At 67.3% G+C, this 21,600-nt stretch carries 21 protein-coding genes and 4 tRNA genes; 17 read left to right on the forward strand and 8 right to left on the reverse strand.

Features of this window, described 5'->3' with window-relative positions:
- Positions 1–18: 18 nt before the first annotated feature.
- Positions 19–1,239, reverse strand: coding sequence for a hypothetical protein (locus ABZ827_RS00555; RefSeq protein ID WP_357230693.1), 1,221 nt, complete (start codon positions 1,237–1,239; stop codon positions 19–21).
- Between the two features lie 276 nt (positions 1,240–1,515).
- On the opposite strand from ABZ827_RS00555, the gene ABZ827_RS00560 reads away from it, so the two are divergent.
- A complete protein-coding gene (locus ABZ827_RS00560) occupies positions 1,516–2,649 on the forward strand; it encodes a hypothetical protein (protein WP_357230696.1) in 1,134 nt (377 codons plus the stop codon).
- Positions 2,650–2,752: 103 nt separating this feature from the next.
- Here ABZ827_RS00560 and ABZ827_RS00565 read toward each other — a convergent pair.
- The 3 genes from ABZ827_RS00565 to ABZ827_RS00575 form a co-directional block, all read right to left on the reverse strand.
- A tRNA-Val gene (locus ABZ827_RS00565) sits at positions 2,753–2,827 on the reverse strand.
- A gap of 1 nt (position 2,828) precedes the next feature.
- Positions 2,829–2,899: transfer RNA gene (locus ABZ827_RS00570), tRNA-Cys, on the reverse strand.
- Positions 2,900–2,943: 44 nt separating this feature from the next.
- Positions 2,944–3,016, reverse strand: a tRNA-Gly gene (locus tag ABZ827_RS00575).
- A gap of 301 nt (positions 3,017–3,317) precedes the next feature.
- On the opposite strand from ABZ827_RS00575, the gene ABZ827_RS00580 reads away from it, so the two are divergent.
- Both ABZ827_RS00580 and ABZ827_RS00585 read left to right on the forward strand, forming a co-directional pair.
- Positions 3,318–3,389, forward strand: a tRNA-Val gene (locus tag ABZ827_RS00580).
- Positions 3,390–3,394: 5 nt separating this feature from the next.
- The gene (locus ABZ827_RS00585) at positions 3,395–3,880 is read left to right on the forward strand and encodes a LysE family transporter (protein ID WP_357230699.1); all 486 of its coding nucleotides are present in this window, start codon (positions 3,395–3,397) and stop codon (positions 3,878–3,880) included.
- Positions 3,881–4,014: 134 nt separating this feature from the next.
- Here ABZ827_RS00585 and ABZ827_RS00590 read toward each other — a convergent pair whose 3' ends face one another.
- Together ABZ827_RS00590 and ABZ827_RS00595 are read right to left on the reverse strand one after the other, a co-directional pair.
- Entirely contained in the window at positions 4,015–5,037 is a 1,023-nt protein-coding gene (locus ABZ827_RS00590; protein WP_357230701.1) for a zinc-dependent alcohol dehydrogenase family protein, read from the reverse strand.
- Positions 5,038–5,113: 76 nt separating this feature from the next.
- Positions 5,114–6,355 carry an MFS transporter gene (locus tag ABZ827_RS00595; RefSeq protein WP_357230704.1) on the reverse strand — a complete coding sequence of 414 codons (1,242 nt, stop codon included), beginning with the start codon at positions 6,353–6,355 and terminating at the stop codon, positions 5,114–5,116.
- Positions 6,356–6,525: 170 nt separating this feature from the next.
- Here ABZ827_RS00595 and ABZ827_RS00600 point away from each other — a divergent pair, with 170 nt between their 5' ends.
- Together ABZ827_RS00600 and ABZ827_RS00605 are read left to right on the forward strand one after the other, a co-directional pair.
- On the forward strand, positions 6,526–7,449 hold the full coding sequence (locus ABZ827_RS00600) for a helix-turn-helix transcriptional regulator (protein ID WP_357230707.1): 924 nt from the start codon (positions 6,526–6,528) through the stop codon (positions 7,447–7,449).
- 170 nt (positions 7,450–7,619) lie between these two features.
- Positions 7,620–8,528 carry a serine hydrolase gene (locus ABZ827_RS00605; protein WP_357230710.1) on the forward strand — a complete coding sequence of 303 codons (909 nt, stop codon included), beginning with the start codon at positions 7,620–7,622 and terminating at the stop codon, positions 8,526–8,528.
- Between the two features lie 74 nt (positions 8,529–8,602).
- Here ABZ827_RS00605 and ABZ827_RS00610 read toward each other — a convergent pair whose 3' ends face one another.
- Positions 8,603–8,968 carry a DUF2255 family protein gene (locus ABZ827_RS00610; RefSeq protein WP_357230713.1) on the reverse strand — a complete coding sequence of 122 codons (366 nt, stop codon included), beginning with the start codon at positions 8,966–8,968 and terminating at the stop codon, positions 8,603–8,605.
- Between the two features lie 322 nt (positions 8,969–9,290).
- On the opposite strand from ABZ827_RS00610, the gene ABZ827_RS00615 reads away from it, so the two are divergent.
- Positions 9,291–10,205, forward strand: a complete 915-nt coding sequence (locus ABZ827_RS00615) for a helix-turn-helix transcriptional regulator (protein ID WP_357230716.1) — start codon at positions 9,291–9,293, stop codon at positions 10,203–10,205.
- Positions 10,206–10,220: 15 nt separating this feature from the next.
- On the opposite strand, the gene ABZ827_RS00620 is transcribed toward ABZ827_RS00615, so the two are convergent.
- A complete protein-coding gene (locus ABZ827_RS00620; RefSeq protein WP_357230719.1) occupies positions 10,221–10,943 on the reverse strand; it encodes a helix-turn-helix domain-containing protein in 723 nt (240 codons plus the stop codon).
- Positions 10,944–11,070: 127 nt separating this feature from the next.
- On the opposite strand from ABZ827_RS00620, the gene ABZ827_RS00625 reads away from it, so the two are divergent.
- From ABZ827_RS00625 to ABZ827_RS00675, 11 genes are all read left to right on the forward strand, one after another.
- A complete protein-coding gene (locus tag ABZ827_RS00625; protein ID WP_357230722.1) occupies positions 11,071–11,511 on the forward strand; it encodes a nuclear transport factor 2 family protein in 441 nt (146 codons plus the stop codon).
- 46 nt (positions 11,512–11,557) lie between these two features.
- Entirely contained in the window at positions 11,558–12,391 is an 834-nt protein-coding gene (locus ABZ827_RS00630) for an SDR family oxidoreductase (RefSeq protein WP_357230725.1), read from the forward strand.
- Positions 12,384–13,166, forward strand: a complete 783-nt coding sequence (locus ABZ827_RS00635) for an SDR family NAD(P)-dependent oxidoreductase (protein WP_357230728.1) — start codon at positions 12,384–12,386, stop codon at positions 13,164–13,166. The genes ABZ827_RS00630 and ABZ827_RS00635 overlap by 8 nt, the downstream gene beginning before the upstream one ends.
- Positions 13,163–14,605, forward strand: coding sequence for an FAD-dependent oxidoreductase (locus ABZ827_RS00640; RefSeq protein WP_357230731.1), 1,443 nt, complete (start codon positions 13,163–13,165; stop codon positions 14,603–14,605). The genes ABZ827_RS00635 and ABZ827_RS00640 overlap by 4 nt, the downstream gene beginning before the upstream one ends.
- Positions 14,606–14,624: 19 nt before the next feature.
- Positions 14,625–15,947 (forward strand): MFS transporter, encoded by a 1,323-nt coding sequence (locus tag ABZ827_RS00645; RefSeq protein ID WP_357234332.1) that lies wholly within the window; start codon positions 14,625–14,627, stop codon positions 15,945–15,947.
- 85 nt (positions 15,948–16,032) lie between these two features.
- Positions 16,033–17,229, forward strand: a complete 1,197-nt coding sequence (locus tag ABZ827_RS00650; protein ID WP_357230734.1) for a cupin domain-containing protein — start codon at positions 16,033–16,035, stop codon at positions 17,227–17,229.
- Positions 17,226–18,101 carry a hypothetical protein gene (locus ABZ827_RS00655; protein ID WP_357230737.1) on the forward strand — a complete coding sequence of 292 codons (876 nt, stop codon included), beginning with the start codon at positions 17,226–17,228 and terminating at the stop codon, positions 18,099–18,101. The genes ABZ827_RS00650 and ABZ827_RS00655 overlap by 4 nt, the downstream gene beginning before the upstream one ends.
- Entirely contained in the window at positions 18,092–19,276 is a 1,185-nt protein-coding gene (gene fahA, locus ABZ827_RS00660; protein ID WP_357230740.1) for a fumarylacetoacetase, read from the forward strand. Before ABZ827_RS00655 ends, fahA begins: the two co-directional genes overlap by 10 nt.
- 95 nt (positions 19,277–19,371) lie before the next feature.
- Positions 19,372–19,950, forward strand: coding sequence for a hypothetical protein (locus tag ABZ827_RS00665; protein WP_357230743.1), 579 nt, complete (start codon positions 19,372–19,374; stop codon positions 19,948–19,950).
- An 88-nt stretch (positions 19,951–20,038) separates the two neighbouring features.
- A complete protein-coding gene (locus tag ABZ827_RS00670; protein WP_357230746.1) occupies positions 20,039–20,623 on the forward strand; it encodes a PadR family transcriptional regulator in 585 nt (194 codons plus the stop codon).
- Positions 20,624–20,823: 200 nt separating this feature from the next.
- Positions 20,824–21,597, forward strand: a complete 774-nt coding sequence (locus ABZ827_RS00675; RefSeq protein WP_357230748.1) for an SDR family oxidoreductase — start codon at positions 20,824–20,826, stop codon at positions 21,595–21,597.
- Positions 21,598–21,600 lie beyond the last annotated feature (3 nt).

A 21,600-nucleotide genomic window follows, 5' to 3' on the forward strand; every position in this document is an offset into this window, starting at 1 on the left:
CCGGTGGGCCGGGCACGGTCAGGCCTCGGTGGCCAGCCGGAACGGGGCCCGGTCCCAACGCCATTCGTGACGGACGACGAGCGCGAGCAGATCCAGCGGTTCGAGCTTCTCGTCGTTGCGCAACTGCCGCAGGGCAGGTAGCCGGACCGGGCCCGCGGCGAGAAGTTCCGCGACCCGTTTGCCGATCTCGGCGGGCACCGGACGGGCGGCGAGTTCCGGTTCGCCCAGCGCACTTCCGGTCCACAGCAACCAGCCCCACCCGTTTTCGTGCGCCCACGCGCGGGCAGCGCGCGCCTTCATCCGGTTCACGTGGAAGCCGATATGCCCCAGCGGTTGCACATCGATCAGCACACGGCGGCCGTCGGCGAGTTCGGCGACCAGCGTCGGAAAGTGCAGGTGCTCCTGCCCGTCGACCAGATATCCGACGGCGTCGGGATATTCCTGGAAGGTCCGGATCCGGTCGTCGGTGTCGAGCAGCCGCATCAGGCGGGCCTCGAGACCGGAATCGAAGCCGATATCGCGGCCCGGTTTGTGCAGATAGAACCGGCCGCGCCCGTCGTCGTCGAGATCGAAGGCGCGGGCCGCGGTGGTGGGCAGCGGCGCGGATGCGACGGATCTGCCGGGCCAATCGATCCGGTGTGGCCACGGTGTGGGCGGCCCGGCCGTCGGCTCGTCTTCCCGGAGCCGGGACAGCAGATGGTTGGTTTTCTTTCGCCAGCCCACGATCCGCTGCGTGACGAACCCCGCGATGCGTTTCGCGTCGGCCGCGCTGTGCCCGGCCAGCCGCAGCTTCAGATACGTCAGATCGTTGACGGCGATATCGGTATCGGTCGCATAGGTTTCGGCCAGCAGCGCCCGCGTCAGGGCCGAATCCCGGGCACCCACCGGATAGCGCCGGGCGTACTCCGGCACCGGGAGCCGCCCGGAGCGCGCGGTGTGCCGCAAGAGTTCTCCGACGGCCTTGGTGTGCAGTTGGCGCGCCCGGTCGCGGGAGAAATCGAACCGGGCACCGATCCGGGTGAGTGTTTCGGGGCGTTCCCCGGCGATACCGAGCCGGAACCGGAGGATGGCACCGGCGCGTTCCCGATCGACGGCGTAGTCGGCGACCAGTTCGCCGAGCGCGTGCGCGCATTCCTCGAGATCGAACGACAGACTGTCGCGCAGATCATCGGGGAAATCGGCCGCCTCGCCGGGATCCGGATCGTCGTACGCCATTTCACGGGCTGGTTCCGTCTGCACTGACACCCCCTGTCGGGATCCGGATGACCGGTCGGCTCGAGTTCGTGCGGGCCAGCTTAACGGCGTCCGCCGACAGCACCGTTCGACCCATCGTCGCGAGCCCGCGTCGCTCCGGCCGATCTGCTCGCCCACCTGCGCGAATGTAGTGCAACCGTGTGCTGTAATGAGGTTTGCCGAGTAGCTGCTGAACAGTCCGAATCAGGAACGGCGCTCACAGAACAGTGGTCCGCGGCCGGGACCGGGAACCGGCCGGATCCACCGGGCGCCGGTGCGTCGTTGCGACCATCAGATGTGGAGGCGTTCGTGCTGCATACCGATATCCCGACCCGCCGCGAGATCAAAACCCTCGCGGGCGTCACCGACCCCTGGTGCGTCTCGATCTACACGCCCACCGCGTCCGATACCGCCGATCCGGATCAGAACCGGATCGCCTTCTCGAATCAGGCGCGCCGGACGCTCGACCTGATCACCGACCCCGGGGCGCGCGCCGCGCTGGCGGAAGAATTCGACGACCATATCGACGATGCCGCCTTCTGGCGTTTCCAGTCGCGCACGCTGGTGGTACTCGCGACACCGACCCGTATCCGCACCTACCGCGTGCCCAACGAGTTGAACGCCTCGGAGACGGTCGGCGATCGCTTCTATCTCAAACGCCTGCTGCGTGCGGTGACCTTCCCGCAGACAGCGTTTGTCCTCGCCCTGGCCGAAGGCGGTGTCCGCCTGGTCGAGGTCACCGCCGACCGCCCGGCCCGCACGGTACCGGTTCCCGGCCTGCCGGCCAGTGCCACCGATCATGCGGGAAAGGCGAGTCTCGGTGATCGCGCACCGAAGCGCCGCGTCCAGGGTGAGGAGGGAGCCAAGATGCGGGCGCGCCAGTACGCCCGCGCCGTCGACACCGAACTGCGCGATCTGCTCACCGGTCGCGATGTCCCGCTCATCCTGGCGGCCGCCGAACCGATCGATGCGCTGTTCCGCTCCGTGAACAGTTACGACAATCTGCTCGACGAGAGCATCCCCGGCAACCCCGAGCACACCTCCGATCACGAGCTGGCCGACCGCTCGCGAGAAATTCTGGACCGCTACTACGCGGCGCAACTGGCCGAACTCGTCGAATTGCTCGAGCTCCGCCGCAGCGAGGGCCGAGCCGCCACCGATATATCCGACCTCGCACGAGCGGCCGCCGCCGGCGCCGTCGACACCTTGCTGGTCGATATCGACGCCTCGGTTCCGGGCACGATATCTCCCGACGGCGCAGTCACTTTCGATGACCCCGCAGTCACCGAAACTCCCGGCGTCCTCGACGAGATCAGCCGCCGGGTCCTGCTCACCGGCGGCGATGTCCTGGCCGTCCGCGCGGCGGACCTCCCTGACGGCGCACAGATCGCCGGCATCCTCCGGTATGCGCTGTAGGTGAGCCGAGATGTGTTGCGCGTGACAGGGTGGCCGAACATTCGGCGAACAGCAGAAAAGGCACTTCCGAATACTCGAAAGTGCCTTTGACCTGGTGTTACGATGGTGCGCGATACTGGGATTGAACCAGTGACCTCTTCCGTGTCAGGGAAGCGCTCTCCCGCTGAGCTAATCGCGCGAGGTGGAGACGGGAATCGAACCCGTGTGCACGGCTTTGCAGGCCGTTGCCTCACCACTCGGCCACTCCACCGCGCAAAGGGGGAAGGCATTCAATGCGCCTGGCCCTACCTCTCGAGCGGATGACGGGATTCGAACCCGCGACCCTCACCTTGGCAAGGTGATGCGCTACCAGCTGCGCTACATCCGCATTTGCTCCTCGGTGGCCTCTCGGCCCTCCGTGGTGCGAGACAGAACATTAGCGGACATACGGCAAAACCTACAAATCGCCTGGTAGGAGCCCCTGAATAACACCGATGTCATTCACTGCGACGGCCTTCTTCGCATAAGGAGAAGCGGATGGCGCGAACCGTCTTCGACGGCCCGGCTCCCGGAAGCGGGCGGCCCGGGAGTGGATGACAACAGGGTGATTTGGCGGCGAACGGGTGGTGCGTGTTAAGGTTCCTACTCGTTCGGAGGGCATCGAAAGAAGCCGCCGGACGAATCTTCCCGGTCTCATAGCTCAGCGGGAGAGCGTCCGCCTCACACGCGGAAGGTCGCTGGTTCGATCCCAGCTGGGACCACCGGAATGCCCTCTGATCGTAGCAGGTCAGGGGGCATTTTCAGGATCCAGCCGACTCCTCGTCGGCAGCCTTTCCCGGTCGCGGCTGGGCTGATCGCATTCACTCCGGGCGCAAACCAACTGCTGTCGTTGCGTAACGCGGTGCGGCAAGGGACCATCGACGCCCTGGTAGCAGTAGTCGGCCGACTGTCGGCTTTCCTGCTTCTTGTACTCGTCGCAGCGGCCGGACTGGGCGAGTTACCGGTCACCTCCGAGCCGGCGTTCGCGATCGTGAAATGGTGTGGTGTCGCGTATCTGCTCTACCTCGGCGGATACCTGCTCTACCAGAGCCGTGCCACCCGGGCATCGGACACCCCGGTGGTTCGGAGCCGGACTCGTCGACACGTCGCCGAACGCGGCGGCTGCTGGATCGCGGAACGGGCGTCACCATGCTCGCCGTCGCGGGTGGGCTCGCCTTCGCGCACCAGTGACCTCGACACCTTTTGGTCATGAGTTTCATGAGCCGCGTGTCCGTCAGTAGCTCGATCTGGTGGTAGCCGATGAGCGAAGGGCGCCTCCATTGCGCGACGGTCGATGTCGGCGGGCGAGATGCGTGCGTGGGCGCGGTGAAATCATCGGATCGATGGTCAGAGGGTGAGCAGGGTTTTGATCGCGCGGCGTTCATTCATCGCCTTGTATCCCTCGGCGGCCTGATCCAGGGGGAGGGTGAGATCGAAAACCTTGCCGGGGTCGATGGTTCGGTTCCAGATGCGGTCGATGAGGTCGGGCAGGAACCGGCGGACGGGTGCCGGACCACCGAGGAGGTGGATGCCGGCGAAGAAGAGCTGGATGCCGGGGATCTGGACGTCGTAGTTGACCCCGACGTAGCCCATGTGCCCGCCGCCACGGGTCGCGCCGACGGCCTGCATGAAGGATTCCTGGGTGCCGACGGCCTCCACCACACTGTGTGCGCCGTAGCCGCCGGTGAGGTCGTGGATCCTGGCGATTCCTTCCTCGCCGCGCTCTTCGACGATATCGGTCGCGCCGTAGTAGCGGGCCAGCTTCTGCCGCTCGGGATGACGGGACATCGCGATGATCCGTTCCGCGCCCAGCTCACGGGCTGCCAGGATCGCCATGAGTCCGACAGCGCCGTCGCCGACCACAGCGACGGTTTTGCCGGGGCCGGCCTGAGCCGCGTCGGCGGCGTACCAGCCGGTGCCCAGAACGTCGGAGGCCGCCAGCAGGGCCGGAACGAGATCCTCGTCCGGATGGCCCGGTGTGGCCACGAGGGTGCCGTCGGCGTGCGGGATACGAGCCTTCTCCGCCTGCGTGCCGACGGTCTGCGCCACGAACTCGGCGTGGATGCATTTGGACTGGAATCCGGCCCGGCAGATCTCGCACGTGTTGTCGGAGATGACGAAGGAGCCGATCACGAAGTCGCCGGGCTGCACCGTCTTCACGTCGGCGCCGATCTCCTCGACGACGCCGACGTATTCGTGCCCCATGTGGGTGTGGTCGACCGGTTCGATGCCGCGGTAGGGCCATAGGTCCGAGCCGCAGATGCAGGTGGCAGTGAGCCGGATGATCGCATCGGTGGGTTCGATGATCTTCGGGTCTTCGCGGTCGACGACCTGGACATCGCCGGGGCTGTACATGATCACTCCACGCATGGTGCTCTCCTTGATCGAGGTTCGGCAGACGGTTGTTGTCGGCGCCGGGTAGGTGCGGGACGAGCCCGGCGCAGGTTCAGCTCACACCGATCGGTTCCCGGATCGTGTCCTTGCGGTGGCGGGCCGGTGTGTCGGCGGTGGCCGGGCGGACGGCCGGCACGGCCAGGGGTATCAGTGCGGTGGCGGTGACGGCGGCGCCCAGGACGGCGGGGCCGGTAACACCGAGACCGGTGGTCAGCGTGGACGCGGCCAGTGCCGAGCCGGCGGCGGTGCCGAGGTTGAACGCGGCAGTGGCCAGTGACGACGCCAGTCGGGAATCGTGCCCGGCGAACCGCAGGGTCTGTGCTATCAGCACCGGGTTGGCCCCCAGGCCGGAGGCTCCGAGCGCGACCACCACTGCGATCACGATCGGCGCGTGACCGGCGGTGAGAGCCAGCATGAGCAGCAGCGCCGAGGTCGTGGTGACCGCGGCGGCGATAGTGAGCAGTGGCCACCGGTCGCCGAAACGGCCGCCGAGAGCTGTGCCGCCCAGCGCGCCGATGCCCAAGCCGGCCAGGACCAGCGGCACCAGGCTCGCGGGGATGCCGGCCCGGTCGGTGAGCAGGGGGCTGATGAAGCTGTAGGCGCCGAGGAAACCGGCCTGGGCCAGGGTTATGGCGGCCAGCACCATCCACACTCGCCACGGCCGGATTGCCTTCACCTCCGCGCCGATCGATACGCGATCGCCGGCCGATGTGGCCGGGGCCAGCCGCAGCACGACGATCAGGGCCGGGATCGAGGCGGCCGCCAACATCCAGAAGGGGCCGCGCCAGCCGGTGAACTGGCCGGCGGAGGTACCCAGCGGGACACCGGCGACCACGGCCAGACTCAGCCCGCCCGACATCACCGCCAGCGCCCGCGCGCTCGCACCAGGCCCCGCCACCGCCGCCGCGACGACCGCGCCGGTGGCCCAGAACGTGCCGGTGGCCAGTGCCGTCACGACGCGGGACGCGCTGACGACGGTGAACGAGTCGCTGATCGCCGCCACCACGTGGCCGGCACCGAACACAGCCAGCGCACCGGCCAGCGTCGCGCGCGCGGGCAGCCGCAGCGTCACCAGCGCCATCACCGGCGGGCCGATGATCATGCCGACCGCGAACGCGGTGACCAGCAAACCGGCCCTGCCGATGTCGACGTTCAGGTCCGCGGCCACCTCCGGCAACAGGCCCGCGATCATGAACTCGGTCGTGCCCATCAGGAAGATCCCGGCGGCGAGCACATACACCAGCACCGGCAACCGGGTACTCGCGGCGGATCGGCCGTTCGTCGGCGTGCTCATCTCACCTCGTCATCTCGAAGAAACCTGAACTATCCGGAGCGATATCGCGCTCCGCCGTCCATGCAACAGGCCGGGACACGGTTGTGGGAGGTGAGGATGACGGGGGTGCCGGCAGCACCCCCCTCGGAGAACCTGGCAAACAGACAGGCAGCGGACTTAGCCTCGATGTCATGGAGTCCACTGACCGCGCCGCCGATATCGGCCGGTTCCTGGCATCACGGCGAGCCAGGATCACCCCCGGCCGGGTCGGGTTGCCCGTCTACGACGCCGCCAAACGACGGGTGCCCGGGCTGCGCCGCCAAGAAGTCGCCACCCTGGCCGGATTGTCGGTGGACTACTACACCCAGATCGAACGAGGAAAAGTCACCGGAGTCTCCGAATCGGTCCTCGACGCCATAGCGCGTGCCCTGCAACTCGACGAGGCCGAACGTTCACACCTGTTCGACCTGCACCGCAGCATCGTCACCGGCCCGCAACGGGCACGCCCACGCCGTGCCAAGACGATCCGGCCCATGATTCAGCGCATGCTCGACACCTCGACGGTTCCCGTGTTCGTGCGCAACCCACGCCAGGACATCGTCGCTGCCAATCTGCTTGGCCATGCGCTGCACTCGCCGCTCTATCCGGACCCCCTGCACCCCGATCCGCGCCGACCGGTCAACATCGTGCGGTTCTGCTTCCTCGACCCGCACGCCCGCGAGTTCTTCCCCGACTGGGACCAGGTAGCCGACGGCGTGGTCGATCTGCTCCGCACCGACGCCGGACGCGACCCCTACAACCGGGAGATCTCCGATCTCGTCGGCGAACTGTCCACTCGCAGCGACGAATTCCGGGTCCGGTGGGCCAAACACAACGTGCGCCTGCACCACCACGGCACGAAGCGATTCCACCACCCCGTCGTCGGCGATCTCGCCCTCGACTGGGAAGCCATGCCACTACCCGCCGACCCGGGCCTGGCCGTCACCTTCTACTGTCCCCAACCCGGATCACCGTCGGCCGACGCCATCGCTCTGCTCGCCAGCTGGGCGGCCACCAACATACAAAACCGGTCCGCGGCGCTCGAACATCCGGCACCCCACCTCACCAGCGAATAGCATCAGCGGGGTAGCCGCGGCCGGATGGCCGGGGTCCGCGGCGTCCGTGCCCGCAGGCGGACGGCCCCATCGGGGTCAGGGTGGCAGATTTTGCTCTGACCAGCAGGAAAAGACCACGCCTCCGGTCGGAAATCCCACTGTTCGACGAGGTCGGACGACACAATATGGCGATGCGAACCTATGTCCGTGTACTGCTGGCGGCGCTCGCCGGGATACTCGTCGTATTCGCTCCCACCGCCGTGGCCGCCCCGGTTCCGGGCAGCTCGCAGCTTCCGTTTCCGCTGACTCTTCAACCCGACGGAATCCAGGCGCCGGGAGCGGCGCTGGCGGAGGCCAACACCGGGGCGATCCTGTGGTCACGGGCGCCGGATACCCGTGTCCCGATCGCCAGTATCGCCAAGGTTATGACGGCCGTGGTGGTGCTGGAATCGGGTGATCTCGAGCGTCCGGTCACGGTGGGGCAGTCGGCTGTCGCCGATACCGCGGCCCACGGCGGAAGTACTGCCGATCTCGTACCCGGCGAAGTGCTCACCGCACGTCAGTTGCTGTACGCGATGATGCTCCCCTCGGGCTGCGATGCCGCCTATGCTCTCGCCGAGGCGTACGGACCCGGCCGTGCAGGCTTCGTCGCCAAAATGAATGCCACCGCGCGGCGGCTGGGGATGCCGAACACCTATTTCAGCGACCCCAGCGGCCTCCCGGTACCGGACGATTTCTCCACCTATTCCACACCCGCGGAACTGGTGCGGCTCGGCCGGCACGCGATGAACCACCCGGTTTTCCGGGAGATCGTCAAATCGGAGATCTACCATCAGCCCGCCGGGCCGGGGAACCGGGACCATGTCTGGGAAACCACCAACGGGCTACTCCGCGAGTACGCGGGTACGACGGGTATCAAGACCGGGTCCACGAACGCCGCGGGTACCTGCCTGTTGTTCGAAGCCTCCCGGGGTGGGCAGCGTCTGATCGGTGTGGTTCTGAACAGCTCACCCGACGATCTGGACGCCGCGACAGCCGATGCCAAACGCATCATGGATTGGGGGTTCGTCCCGATTCTCAGCTCTCTGCCGATCGGCTGACCAGGGCAGATACGTGCGATGGCCCGGCGCGATGACAGCGGCGCCGGTGGCGGCTACCGCCGGGACGTCCGGTGTCAGCGCGGCTCGACTCGGAGCGTGGTTGCGCGCGCCGCGGGGCTGGTGATGGCATCGACGGCGGAGCTGTTGCCGTATTTGTCGTGGTAGCCGCGGTCGATGGCATCGTCGCGGGAATCGTCGCGAATGAAGGTGACCTCGGCGCGGATGTCGCCGGTATCGATGGTGCCCGTCCGGGTGTGCCGCACTCCGCGGTACCACCCGCCCGCGTCGCCGCGTACGGAACGGACATACAGGTTGCCGTCGACGACGACATGCCACACGATCCGGGGCGTCCGCGACGAACCGTCGGGTCGCTGCGCGGCTACGCGGAGTTCGCCGTCGCGGTCGATCGTGGCGAGGTCGTCGGCGTTCCATTCGGTCATAGCTACTCCTCTGGTTCTCGAAGGGGGCGATCCGGTCGTGCCGGTAGCTGCATCGTCATGAGGGAGCGGGGCCATCGCGCGACGTCTCTGTCGCTGGGGACGAGAGGCCGGGGTGCGCGGGGTTGATTCTCCACCCTCTCGGTCCGCGGGTGCGCGTACAAGTACCTCGCTTATTGCCCGCGAGTCCGAGGGCAAGAGGTCGCCGGTATGTCCTGGTCATGTTCCCCAGCAGACACCGGGACGTGGCGGCGGGGGAGTGCCGGTTGTTCCGGGTAATGCCAGAACCTCCCACCCGGTTACGGGCGGACGTACCGTCGGAGTCATGGACCTGAAGGCCGAGACACGCGAGTTCCTGGCCACCCGCCGTGCGCGGATCACCCCGCAGGCGGCCGGTCTGCCCGCGTACGGGAGCAAACGGCGTGTGCCGGGGCTGCGCCGGGAGGAAGTGGCGATGCTCGCCGGGGTGAGTGTCGACTACTACACACGGCTGGAGCGAGGGAACCTCGGCGGGGCGTCGGAGGAGGTTCTCGAAGCCTTGTCGGAGGCGCTGCAGCTCGATGAAGCGGAACGCGGCCACCTGTTCCATCTGGCCCGCGCGGCGAACGCCTCCGGAGCGGCTCGCTCGCGTGCGCGCCGGACTCCGGCACCCACTCTGCGACCGGTTGTGCAGCGGATACTCGATTCGATGGAGAGCGTGCCCGCGTTCGTCCGCAACGGACGTCTCGATGTCCTGGGCGCGAACGTGCTGGGGAGGGCGTTGTACGCGCCGATGTACGACTCGCCCGAACGGATCGCGAACCGGCCCGTCAACACCGCGCGGTTCCACTTCCTGGACCCGATGGCGGCCCAGCGCTTCTGGGGCGACCGGTGGGAGAAGGTCGCGCGCGACGCCGTCGCCATCCTGCGCGGCGAGGCGGGCCGCAACCCGTATGATAAGGACCTCACCGATCTGGTCGGTGAATTATCCACGCGCAGTGAGGATTTCCGCAGGATGTGGGCCGCGCACGATGTGCGGCTGCACCGTACGGGAACGAAGGTGTTCCACCATCCGGCGGTCGGCAGGCTCGAACTCGACTACGAGGCGCTGGAGCTGCCGGTGGATACCGGATTGCAGCTGAACGTGTACACGGCGGCTCCCGGCTCGCCGTCCGACGATGGTCTCAAACTGCTCGCCTCCTGGGCGGCGACCTCGGCCGCCGTCCCGTCGAGCGCGGAGGGTCCCGGGCCGGAAGCCTGACCCGGCCGCGCCGGGTCAGTGCAACAGCGCCCCCAACCGGCGCGCGTGCTCCACGACGGCGCTGCCCCGCGTTTCCTCCTCGTCGATCTCGAACAATGAGATACCGATCGAGGTCTGGGGTGTCCCGCGCCGGCGCGGGATCAGTGCCGAGATACCGAAAACCGTCGCCACCACTTCGCCGCGGGTGACCGCGTACCCGAGTTCGCGCGCTGCCGTGACCTCGGGGCGTTCCCCGGGGGCCGGGGGGTTTGCGGCCAGCATCACCAGGCCGGCGGACCCGCGGTCGATGGGGTGTACCTGGCCCGGCCGGAACGCCACATGGACCTCGGCGTTGCGGGGTTCGACGACCATGAGTGCGCGAACCTCGGTATCGCTTTCGCGGATCACCAGGTGCGCGGTGGCGCGAGTCCGTTCGGCGAGTTCCTCCAGGACGGGTCGTGCCACTGTGCGCAGATCCTGTTCCACGGGCTCGGCGAGGGTGACCAGCCCGGTCCCGAGGGTTATCCGTTTGTTTTCGTCGCGACGGCACAGGCGGTGCGCCTCGAGGGTGCGGATGAGCCGGTGGGCCACCGTCCTGTGCACGCCGACCGCGTCCGCGACATCGGTGACCGTGAGGCCGTGCGGGTGCCGGGACAGCGCCTCGAGGATCTGCAAGCCGTGATGCAGCGTTTTCGACATTCCGGAGTCGAGCTCGACCGCGGTGCCGCGTTCCCCGGCCGTTTCCGTGCTGTGGTTCATTCCTGCCTTCTTGACATCTGTGAGTGGGGACACTTAGCCTTCGTACATATCGCACGGTGCGTGCGATTATCGCACGAGTGGCGAGTGGGGGCAAATCGCATTCGGCGAAGATGTCGAGGAGAATTCGATGCACAGGGATGTATCCGGCGAGCTGCCGGATCCGGCGACGCTTGCCGCGGTCCATCAGCTGTACGGCCTGCAGAGCCACTCCATAGACGGCGGTTTCGCCGCGGAATGGGCCGCCACCTTCACGGCCGGGGGCGAGTTCCATTCGCCGAGCTACCCCGCGCCGGTGGCCGGCACGGCCGCACTGACCGATTTCGCGGCGGCATTCCGGGCCGCGGCGGAAGCGGCGGACGAGACGCACCGGCACATCGTCACGAATATCGCGGTCCGGCGCTCCGGCCCCTCCACTCTCCAGGCGCAGGCGTATCTGCAGATCGTCGCCACACCACGGGGCGGGTCGCCGCGCCTGGTGCGTATGACGACGATCGCGGACCGCCTCGAACTGGTGGGTGGCACCTGGCTGGTCGCCCACCGGGATGTCTCCCGCGACGACACGCGCTGAGTCACCACCACCCGGACCGATATCACCCATTTTCGGAGGATCACAGATGAGCACCATGGAAAACGCCAACCCCGGGCGTACCGATACGGCGGGGATGACCGCGCAGTACCCCGAGATGGCGGGCAAGGTCGCGGTCGTCACCGGGGCGGCGCAGGGGATGGGGGCGGTTTTCGCCGCGGGGCTGGCCACCCGCGGGGTGAGTGTGGTCGCCGCGGATATCAATGAGGAACAGGTGGTCGCGACCGCGGAGCGCCTCACCGCCGAGCTCGCCGACGGTGACCGGGCAGTCCGGCCGGGCCGCATCGTCGGAATGCGCGCGGATGTCACGGCCCCCGGTGATCACGAGGAACTGGCCCAGCGCGCGCTGCGCGAGTTCGGCCGCATCGACTTCTGGGTCAACAATGCCGGAATCTTCCCGTTCGCCCTGGTCGATGACATCTCGCCCGAGCAGATCGGCTCGACGCTGCGGGTGAACGTCGAGGGCGTGCTCTACGGCGCCCAGGCCGCGGCGCGGCATATGGAGCCCGGTGGCGCGATCGTGAACATGTCGTCGGTATCGGCGCTTCGCGTCCGGAAGGGGCGGGGCGCCTACTGCACCTCGAAAGCCGCGGTCGCGCATATGACCGAATCGCTGGCCGTCGAACTGGGCGACAAGGGAATTCGAGTGAACTCCATCGCCCCCGGCTATATCGATACGGCGATGACCCGCTGGGTGCAGGAAGACCCGGCCGCCCTCGCGCACGCCCTCGAAGTGGTGCCGCTGCACCGGCTCGGATCGCCCGAGGAAGTGTTCGGGCCGCTGCTGTTCCTGCTGTCCGACAGTGCCCGCTACATCACCGGGCACAGCATCGCCGTCGACGGTGGGTCGCGTCATGTCTGATCGGCCGGTCTACCCGGGGGTCGTCCTGGTGACCGGCGCGGCATCCGGTATGGGTGCCGCCCACGCCCGGGCGCTGGGCGCCGTGGGCACCCATGTCTGTCTCGGCGATATCGCCGATACCAGCGAACTGGCCCGGGAGATCGCCGCCGCCGGCGGCTCGGCGAGCGCGCACACCCTCGATGTCGCGGATCGCGGCGCGTGGACGCGGGTGATCGAGGAGATCCGCGCCGACCGCGGGGAACTCGGCGGCCTGGTCAACAACGCGGGTATCTCGCGGCGGCTCGAGTTCATGGACACCCCGGACGATATCTGGGAGAAAACGCTGCGCGTCAATCTCTTCGGCCCGTTCTACGGGATCCAGGCGGCAGCACCGCTCATGCGCGACTCCGGCGGTGGGTCGATCGTCAATATCTCGTCGATCTCCGGGCAGATCGGCTACTTCTCGCCGGCCTATTCCGCGAGCAAATGGGGCCTGACCGGATTGTCGAAATCGGCGGCCGGTGGTCTGGCGAAATGGGGAATCCGGGTGAATTCCGTGCATCCGGGACTGGTGGGCACCGCCCTGGTAAGCGGATCGGGCGCGTTCGTGGAGTCGTCACTGCGCTCCATTCCGATGGGGCGCATGGGCGCGGTCGAGGAGATCACCGACGCGGTCCTGCATCTGCTGTCGGACCGGTCGAGTTATACGACGGGCAGTGAGCTGACAGTCGACGGCGGTCTCGTCTCCAACGGCCTGTACCACCGGATCACCGCGGAGACAGAGGGGAGCCTGTGATGGACGACGAATTCGATGTCATCGTGATCGGTGGTGGTGGTGCCGGATTGGCCGCCGCGGTATCCGCGGCGCAGGACGGTGCCTCGGTCCTGTTGTTCGAATCCGAACGCGAACTCGGCGGTTCCACGCAGCTGTCCGCGGGCCTGTTCACCGCGGCCGGCACGAGTGTGCAGCGAGCCCTGGGTATCGAGGATTCGCCGGAGAAGTTCTTCCAGCACTACATGGACCTCAACCAGTGGGTGTTGCGGCCCGGTCTGATCCACACCTTCTGCGAGAACGCCGGACCGACACTCGAATGGCTCATCGGCCTCGGGCTCGAGGTTCCGGCGGCCGTTTCCGGTAACGCGCACCAGCCGGGGCTCACCCGGGCGGGAGTGGAGGACGTGTGGCGCGGGCACGTACCGAAGGATCAGGGCTACGGTCTGGTGCAGGTACTCGCCGGGGCGGGTCGCGCGCACGGCGTCGAGGTCGTTCTGGGTACACGGGTGGAGCGATTGCTCGTGGACGCGGGGCGGGTCACGGGGGTGGTCGCCGACGGTATCGAGGTGCGGGCGGGTGCCGTGGTCGTGGCGTCCGGCGGATTCGCCCGGGACCCGGGATTCGTGGACCGCTATTTCCCGGATGCGCGGGAGGCGGGCGAATCCCTGTTCGTTGTCGCCGCCCCCGGCAGCCGGGGCGACCATCTGCGGTTCGGGGACTCGGTCGGTGCGGGTCTGACGGGCCACGGCTGGGGCCTGCTCATGCCGACCGTGTACTTCCAGCGGCAGCACCATTGGCAGTCCGGATTCCCGCCCGCTTCCCGGATCTATGTCAACCGGGAGGGCCGGCGCTTCATGGACGAGGACGCGTCGTATGCCGTGTCGACCGGAATTATGGATCAACAGGGCGGATACGCCTGGATGGTCTTCGACGAGAAAGCGGTGGCCGGACTGGCGCCCGGCTATTCCGATTGGAACGCCGAGCGGGTGGCCGAAGAGGTCGAGGCCGGACGCACCGTTCGTGCCGAAACCCTGGACGAGCTCGCCGCCGCGATCGAGGTTCCGGCTGCCGCGCTCCGGGCGAGTATCGCCCGCTGGAACACCCAGTTGCCCGCGGGACGGGATGCGGATTTCCGCCGCCACGTCTCGCTGGCGGCGAAAGGCGCTCCGGCCGAACTCGATCCGATCGCCGTCGGTCCGTTCTACGCGGCCCGGATCCTGCCCGCCGAGCTCGTATGCACCCATACGGGGCTCGAAATTGATTCGCACGCAGCAGTTCTCGATACCACCGGTACTCCGGTGGCGGGGCTCTTCGCGGCCGGTGAAGCCGGCGGCGGCGTCCTCGGCCTGCGTTACGTGGGTGGCGGCAATGCCGTCGCCAACGCCCTCACCATGGGCCGGATCGCCGGCCGTAGCGCGGCGTCGGCGTCGCGTGCCCCCTCTGACGCACAAGGACAATGACATGTTGGGAAACGAGCTGATGCCCGAAGCAGTGCACCGCTCCGATTCGACCGGCGACTCCACCCCGGCCGCTGGTCAGTCGCCGGTGAAGGTCGTCCGGGCGGCCGTCGTGGGCACCGTCGTCGAGTACTACGACTTCGGCATCTACGGGTATATGGCGACGGTCGTGGCCTCGCTGTTCTTCGTTTCGGAGAACGATACGGCCGCCCTGCTGGGCACCTTCGCCGCCTTCGCGGTGGCCTTCTTCCTCCGGATCCCGGGCGGGATCTTCTTCGGCCATATCGGTGACCGCTACGGCCGCAAGAGCGCCCTGTCGTGGACGATCCTGCTGATGGTGATCGCCACCGTGGTCATGGGTCTGCTCCCGACCTATGTGACGCTGGGCGTGTGGGCCACCGCCATCCTGGTGCTCGCCCGGTGTGTCCAGGGTTTCGCCGCGGGCGGCGAACTCGGCGGCGCCAATGCGTTCGTCTCCGAATCGGCGCCGGCCCACCGGCGGGCGACGCTGACCTCGATGGTCAACTCGGGCACCTATATCGGCTCGCTGGTCGCCTCCCTGGTCGCGCTCGCGCTGACCTCCCTGTTCTCCGAGGAAACCATTCTGTCCTGGGCCTGGCGTATCCCGTTCCTGTTGAGTGTGGTGATCGGTGTCGTCGGTATCTGGATCCGTAACCATATGGAGGACACTCCGCAGTTCGAGGAACTCGCGGAGAAGGGCGAGACGAAGAAACTGCCGGTGATGGAGCTGCTCAGCACCTCCGGCGGTGCCGTGGCCAAGATCGTATTCCTCGGAGCGCTCATCACCGGTGGCTATTACATCGCCTCCGTGTACGCGGCGACCTATCTGCAGACCGCCGGTGGCCATTCCTCGACGATGGCGTTCCTGTCCACGTCGTTCGCGCTGGTGCTCGGTGTCATCACGCTACCGATCGCCGGACACCTCGCCGACCGGTACGGGCGTAAACCGGTCCTCTTCGCGGGTAGCGCCGCGGCCGCCGTCCTCGGTGTACCGATGTTCATGCTGATGGCGGGGGAAGGCGCGTGGCAGGCCGTGTTCGGCCAATCGGTGCTGTTCATCTGTGTCTCGGTCGTCAACGGCGCCTCGTACGTGACCTATGTGGAAATGCTCAAGGCCTCGGTGCGCTACAGCGGTCTGGCGCTGGGCAACAACATCACCAACATGCTGCTCGGCGGTACGGCACCCTTCATCGCGACCTATCTCATCGACCTCACCGGAAACTCGCTGGCGCCCGCCGGGTACTTCGTTTTCTGCGCGCTCCTCACGCTGGTGACGGTCTTCTTCGTACAGGAGACCAAGGGCATCGCGTTGCGGGTGGACTGATCTCGGCGCCGCCGCGGATCGCCCGCGGTCCCTGCGGCGCGCCCGGCCGTCATCGACACACACTCCGACCCTCGAGGAGGCAGACATGGCCTACTACCGCCGGCTCGGCAACGTTCCGCCGAAGCGCCACACCCAGCACCGCGACGACACCGGCCGCCTCTATTACGAGGAGCTGATGGGCGAGGAGGGCTTCTCCTCCGATTCGTCGCTGCTCTACCACCGCGGAATCCCCTCCGCGATCTCGGATTCGGCCGTCTGGGATCTCCCGGATCAGACCACGACGCCGAATCATCCGCTCAAACCACGGCATCTGCGATTGCACGATCTCTTCCCGGAGCGGACGTGGGCGGATACCGACGTCGTGACCGGTCGCCGGCTGCTGCTGGGCAACTCCGACGTCCGCATCTCCTACGTCGTGGCCCGGAAGGAGTCCCCGCTCTACCGCAACGTGCTCGGCGACGAGGTCGTCTACGTCGAATCCGGTGCCGCCCGGGTGGAGACCGTATTCGGCGTGCTCGAGGCCCGCCGTGGCGATTACGTGCTGATCCCGACGTCCACGACACACCGCTGGATCCCGCGGGGCGACGAACCGCTGCGCGCGTACGCGATCGAGTCGAGCAGCCATATCGTGCCGCCCAAACGCTATCTGTCGAGGTTCGGGCAGCTCCTCGAGAACGCGCCCTATTGCGAACGCGACCTGCACGGGCCGTCGGAGGTGCTCCTGGCCGAAGGCAGTGGTGTCGAGGTTCTCGTCAAGCACCGCACTTCGGGCGGGATCGTCGGCACCCGCATGGTGTACCCGCGGCACCCCTTCGACGTTGTCGGCTGGGACGGATACCTCTATCCCTACACATTCAATATCGACGATTACGAGCCCATCACCGGCCGCGTGCACCAGCCGCCACCGGTACACCAGACCTTCGAGGGCAACGGATTCGTGGTGTGCAACTTCGTCCCTCGCAAGGTCGACTATCACCCGCTGTCCATCCCGGTGCCGTACTACCACTCCAACGTCGACTCCGACGAGGTCATGTTCTATTGCGGCGGGAACTACGAGGCGCGCAAGGGTTCCGGTATCGGCCTCGGCTCGATCTCGGTACACCCCGGAGGGCACGCGCACGGGCCACAACCCGGCGCGATGGAACGTTCCCTCGGCGTCGAGTACTTCGAGGAGACGGCCGTCATGGTCGACACCTTCGCTCCGCTGGAACTCGGTGAGGGAGCACTGGCCTGCGAAGACCCGGCCTATGCCTGGTCGTGGGCCGGGAAGGAGGGCGAATGAGCGCGGTTCCGCCACTGCTGTGCGGCCTGTGTGACGATGCCGCGCTCTTCCCGCCCGGCAACGCGCCCCTGCCCGCCGCGCTGACCGCCCACGCCCGGTATCGCGATAGTGATTTCGCCGCGCTGGTGGGCCCGCTGATCTTCCCGATCCCGCGGCTTGCCGAACTGGCCGCGCGACGGCCGGCGCCGGTGGATATCGTCCTCACCGCTCCCGGCGGACCGGATACGGTACCGGTGGCTCTCGACCAGGTGGCCGGGATCGACGGCCTCCGGCTCGCGGGGCTCGAGATCGCCGTGCCCACCGGGCAGTCCGCGGACGAATTCTTCGTGGTGCTCGAGGCCGCCGCGAGCCGTATCGGCGATATCGACGTCTACGTCGAAGTCCCCCGGGGCGACCGCCGCGCGGCATTCCTCGCCCGGCTCGCCGGCTCGCCCTACGCGGCGAAGTTCCGTACCGGCGGCGTCGTCGCCGGGGCGTATCCGCCGGAATGGGAACTCGCCGCCGCCGTGCATTCGGCGGTGTCCGCGGCTATCCCGTTCAAGGCGACCGCCGGCCTACACCACGCGGTGCGCAATACCGACCCGGACACCGGATTCGAACAGCACGGCTTCCTGAATCTGATGCTGGCGGCCGGTGCGGCCGCCGGTGGGGCCGGCGCGGCCGCTCTCGAGGCAACCCTGGCCAACAGGGACGGGGCAACGCTGGTCCGGGAGCTTGCCGCGCTCTCCGACGCCGAGGTCGCCGCCCTGAGATCGATGTTCCGCTCGTTCGGAACCTGCAGTATCAGTGATCCGCTCACCGAGTTGGTGGAGCTGGGTCTGCTTCCCGCCGCGCTCCGGCCCGTCTCCGAAGGATCCGTTCCATGCCCGTGATCGATATCCCCGCCGACTCCCTCTTCGGAATCGACAACCTGCCCTACGGTGTGTTCTCCACTCCGGGCACCACGCCGAGAGTCGGTGTCCGTATCGCGGACACCGTGATCGATCTGGCGGCGGCGCTCGGCGACACCGTGTTCGCGCACCCCACCCTCAACCCGTTCATGGCTCGCGGCCCGCGGGCCTGGGCCGAGGCGCGAGCCCGGATCACCGAGCTCGTACGCGGTGAGATCCCGGCGCGCGCACTGTTCGACCTCGCGGATGTGACACTGCATCTCCCGGTCGATGTCGCGGACTACGTGGACTTCTATGCCTCCGAACACCACGCGACCAATCTCGGACGCCTGTTCCGCCCGGACTCGGATCCGCTCATGCCGAACTGGAAGCATCTGCCGGTCGGCTACCACGGCCGTTCCAGCACTGTGGTCGTCTCCGGTACCGATATCGTCCGTCCGCGCGGTCAGCGCAAGGCTCCTGCGGAGGCGGCTCCGAGCTTCGGGCCGTCGCGGCGGCTCGATATCGAGGCCGAACTGGGCTTCCTCGTCGGCGTACCGTCGAAACCGGGTGAGGTGATCACACCGGACGAGTTCGCCGAGCATGTGTTCGGGGCCGTCGTCGTCAACGACTGGTCCGCCCGTGACATCCAGGCTTGGGAGTACGTACCACTGGGCCCGTTCCTCGGTAAGAGTTTCGCGACCTCGATCTCGCCGTGGGTGATACCGCTGGCGGCCCTCGAAGCGGCCCGGATCGACACGCCGGCCCAGGATCCCGAACCGCTGCCCTATCTGCGCGGTCGTGAGAAATGGGGTTTGGATATCGAGCTCACCGTCGAATGGAACGGCCATACCGTCTCCCGGCCGCCCTATGCGCATATGTATTGGTCACCGGCACAGATGCTCGCGCACACCACGATCAACGGCGCGGCCACGAGTACCGGCGATCTCTTCGCCTCCGGCACCATCTCCGGACCGGAGAAGGATCAACGTGGTGCTTTCATCGAACTAACCTGGGGCGGAGCGGAACCCATTGATATCGCCGGGGAGGACCGGACGTTCCTCGAGGACGGTGACGAGGTCACGATCTCCGCGGTCGCGCCCGGGCCGGGTGGGACGCGGATCGGATTCGGTGAGGTACGCGGACGTATCACGCCCGCGATCGGCGCTGAGATCTGACATTCCACTATTGACACCTCGTTTCGTTGCATTCTATTTTTGACATGTCATTAAAGACATGTCGAAGGTGAAATGTAACTGGAGAGGCCGAAACTGTGTTGAAGTACTACGCCCGCACCTTCCTGCCATGGATCGTGCTGGCGCTGGCGAGCGGTATCGACCATCGTGCCGGTGCGCTGGCCGGGCTGGCCACATCCGCGGTCCTGCTCATCGCCGACCGCCGGTCCGGGCGCCGATTCGATGAACTGATCCTCGATCTGTCCACCGCACTGTTCATGGCACTGTTCGCGGTATTCGCCCTGGTCCGGCCGCATTCACCGGTGCTCGACTACGGCACCGCGCTGGCCGTGGGCTGGCTGGGCGTCACGGCCTGGCTGACCTTGGCGGTGGGCCGGCCGTTCACGCTGGGTATCGCCCGCCGCCGGGTCGATGAAAAGATCGCGCGCACAACGATATTCCAGCGGATGAATGTCACGATCACCTCGGTGTGGGCGGTGTGCTTCACGCTCGAGGCGGTCACGCTGGTGTGGGTGCAGGATCACGGGCCGCACAACATCGCGGCGTTGGTCGCCTGCAAGGCGGGATTCGTCGTCGTGGCCGCGACGTTCACGGCCCGATATCCCGAGCTTGTCCGGCGCCGGGCGAATGCCCTCGCGCCGAGTCCGTCGCTGTGACGCTCGCCGAGCGCGTCGGCGGCGTCCGGGACCCCAACCGGCACGCGACCCCATCAACGTGTCAGGTTTGACAGGTTACTGTTGGAGCATGAGCCTACGTCACGGGATATTGGGACTCCTCGGCGAGATGGGTGCCGCCAGCGGATACGACCTCCTGAAAATGTTCGATATCTCGCTCGCCCATGTGTGGCCGGCCACGCAGAGCCAGCTCTACACCGAACTCGGAAAACTGGCGGGCGAGGAATTGATCGATGTGGTCGCCGAAGGTGCGCGCGGGCGCAAGGAATACCGGATCACCGAGGCCGGGCGCGAAGAGTTGCGGCACTGGCTGGTCGACGTCGCGCCCAAGCGGCCGCAGCGAGACGAGGCGCTCCTGCGGGTCTTCTTTCTCGGGCAGGTCGATTCCGACCGGGCTTGTCACTATCTGCTGAATGGAGCCGACCACCTGGACCAGCGTCTGAACCGGCTGCTCGAGGATGAGCGGTCCGTCGCTCTGGGGGACGATGATCTGTCACGTTACGGCCGGCTGGTCATGGATTACGGCAAGCGATTCATGGCGATGCGTCGGGACTGGCTCCGGGATGCCGCCGCCGAGATCCGCGAGCACACACAGCGAACCGAAGTCGCCGGCTCCGTGCGGCAGGATGAATCGGGACCGCGAGAATCGCTCTGACCGGCCTGAATCTCCCAGTGGCCGGTGAGGGCGTGAACTGCGGTGGCGCCGCGGCCGGATTCGGTCCCGGAACCCGGGCGGCCGATGCTACGGTCGGTTGACCGAATGGCATTCTCCAGCAGGAGAAGTGCGTTCTTTCGGCTCGTCTGCGGATGATCCGGTTCATCCGGGCGGAGAGCGTGACGTGGAGGGAAACCGATATGACAGCACAGGATCGCCGTCAGGGCGCGCGCGCCGGTACGACAGCTGTTGTCACCGGCGGCGGACGGGGGTTCGGCAAGGCATTCGGTGCCGCGCTCGCCCGTGAAGGAGCCGCCGTCGTGCTCGTCGATGTCGATGCCGGGGCAGTCGAGGAGGCAGCGGACGATATTCGCCGGTCAGGTGGTTCGGCCCGTGGTTTCGCGGGCGATGTCACCGACGAGACCGCGATGGCCACGATCATGGCCGAGGCCGCGGAGATCCACGGTGGGATCGATGTCCTGATCAACAACGCCGGCCTGCACAGTGACGAGTACAGCAGGCCCATCCGTGAAATGGGGCTGCCGAAAGTCCGGCGCCTGCTCGAGGTCAACGTTGTCGGGGTGATCGCCTGCACCCTCGCGGCGCACCCGTATATGGCCGGTAGAAGCGGCGCCTGCATCGTCAATATCGCCTCCGCGGCCGCGCATCTGGGCGGTACCGCCTACGGCACATCGAAACTGGCCGTTGCCGGGCTGACCGTCACCTTCGCCCGGGAACTCGGCGCCGACGGGATCCGCGTCAACGCGATCTCGCCGGGCATGATCGCGACCGACACCATCCGGGCCGAACTGCCGGACGCGGTGAAGGAGCGGGTGAAGGCCATGCAGTACATCGACACCGACGGCGCCGAGGCCGATATCGTCGACGCGATGCTGTACCTGACCTCGGATCGCGCGCGATTCATCACCGGTGAAACCCTGCGGGTGACAGGCGGTATGGCCGCCGGAGTGTGATCC

The organism is Nocardia sp. NPDC019395 (genome assembly GCF_040632335.1).
GTDB lineage: Bacteria > Actinomycetota > Actinomycetes > Mycobacteriales > Mycobacteriaceae > Nocardia.

Excerpts from the sequence above, each read along its gene's own strand:
- ABZ827_RS00600 (WP_357230707.1), top strand. The coding sequence starts at position 6,526 with ATGGAGTCCACTGACCGCGCCGCCGATATCGGCCGGTTCCTGGCATCA.
- ABZ827_RS00605 (WP_357230710.1), top strand. The coding sequence starts at position 7,620 with ATGCGAACCTATGTCCGTGTACTGCTGGCGGCGCTCGCCGGGATACTC.
- ABZ827_RS00590 (WP_357230701.1), bottom strand. The coding sequence starts at position 5,037 with ATGCGTGGAGTGATCATGTACAGCCCCGGCGATGTCCAGGTCGTCGAC.
- ABZ827_RS00670 (WP_357230746.1), top strand. The coding sequence starts at position 20,039 with ATGAGCCTACGTCACGGGATATTGGGACTCCTCGGCGAGATGGGTGCC.
- fahA (WP_357230740.1), top strand. The coding sequence starts at position 18,092 with ATGCCCGTGATCGATATCCCCGCCGACTCCCTCTTCGGAATCGACAAC.
- ABZ827_RS00625 (WP_357230722.1), top strand. The coding sequence starts at position 11,071 with ATGCACAGGGATGTATCCGGCGAGCTGCCGGATCCGGCGACGCTTGCC.
- ABZ827_RS00645 (WP_357234332.1), top strand. The coding sequence starts at position 14,625 with ATGCCCGAAGCAGTGCACCGCTCCGATTCGACCGGCGACTCCACCCCG.
- ABZ827_RS00585 (WP_357230699.1), top strand. The coding sequence starts at position 3,395 with ATGCCCTCTGATCGTAGCAGGTCAGGGGGCATTTTCAGGATCCAGCCG.
- ABZ827_RS00630 (WP_357230725.1), top strand. The coding sequence starts at position 11,558 with ATGAGCACCATGGAAAACGCCAACCCCGGGCGTACCGATACGGCGGGG.
- ABZ827_RS00655 (WP_357230737.1), top strand. The coding sequence starts at position 17,226 with ATGAGCGCGGTTCCGCCACTGCTGTGCGGCCTGTGTGACGATGCCGCG.
- ABZ827_RS00595 (WP_357230704.1), bottom strand. The coding sequence starts at position 6,355 with ATGAGCACGCCGACGAACGGCCGATCCGCCGCGAGTACCCGGTTGCCG.
- ABZ827_RS00610 (WP_357230713.1), bottom strand. The coding sequence starts at position 8,968 with ATGACCGAATGGAACGCCGACGACCTCGCCACGATCGACCGCGACGGC.
- ABZ827_RS00635 (WP_357230728.1), top strand. The coding sequence starts at position 12,384 with ATGTCTGATCGGCCGGTCTACCCGGGGGTCGTCCTGGTGACCGGCGCG.
- ABZ827_RS00675 (WP_357230748.1), top strand. The coding sequence starts at position 20,824 with ATGACAGCACAGGATCGCCGTCAGGGCGCGCGCGCCGGTACGACAGCT.
- ABZ827_RS00615 (WP_357230716.1), top strand. The coding sequence starts at position 9,291 with ATGGACCTGAAGGCCGAGACACGCGAGTTCCTGGCCACCCGCCGTGCG.
- ABZ827_RS00650 (WP_357230734.1), top strand. The coding sequence starts at position 16,033 with ATGGCCTACTACCGCCGGCTCGGCAACGTTCCGCCGAAGCGCCACACC.
- ABZ827_RS00620 (WP_357230719.1), bottom strand. The coding sequence starts at position 10,943 with ATGAACCACAGCACGGAAACGGCCGGGGAACGCGGCACCGCGGTCGAG.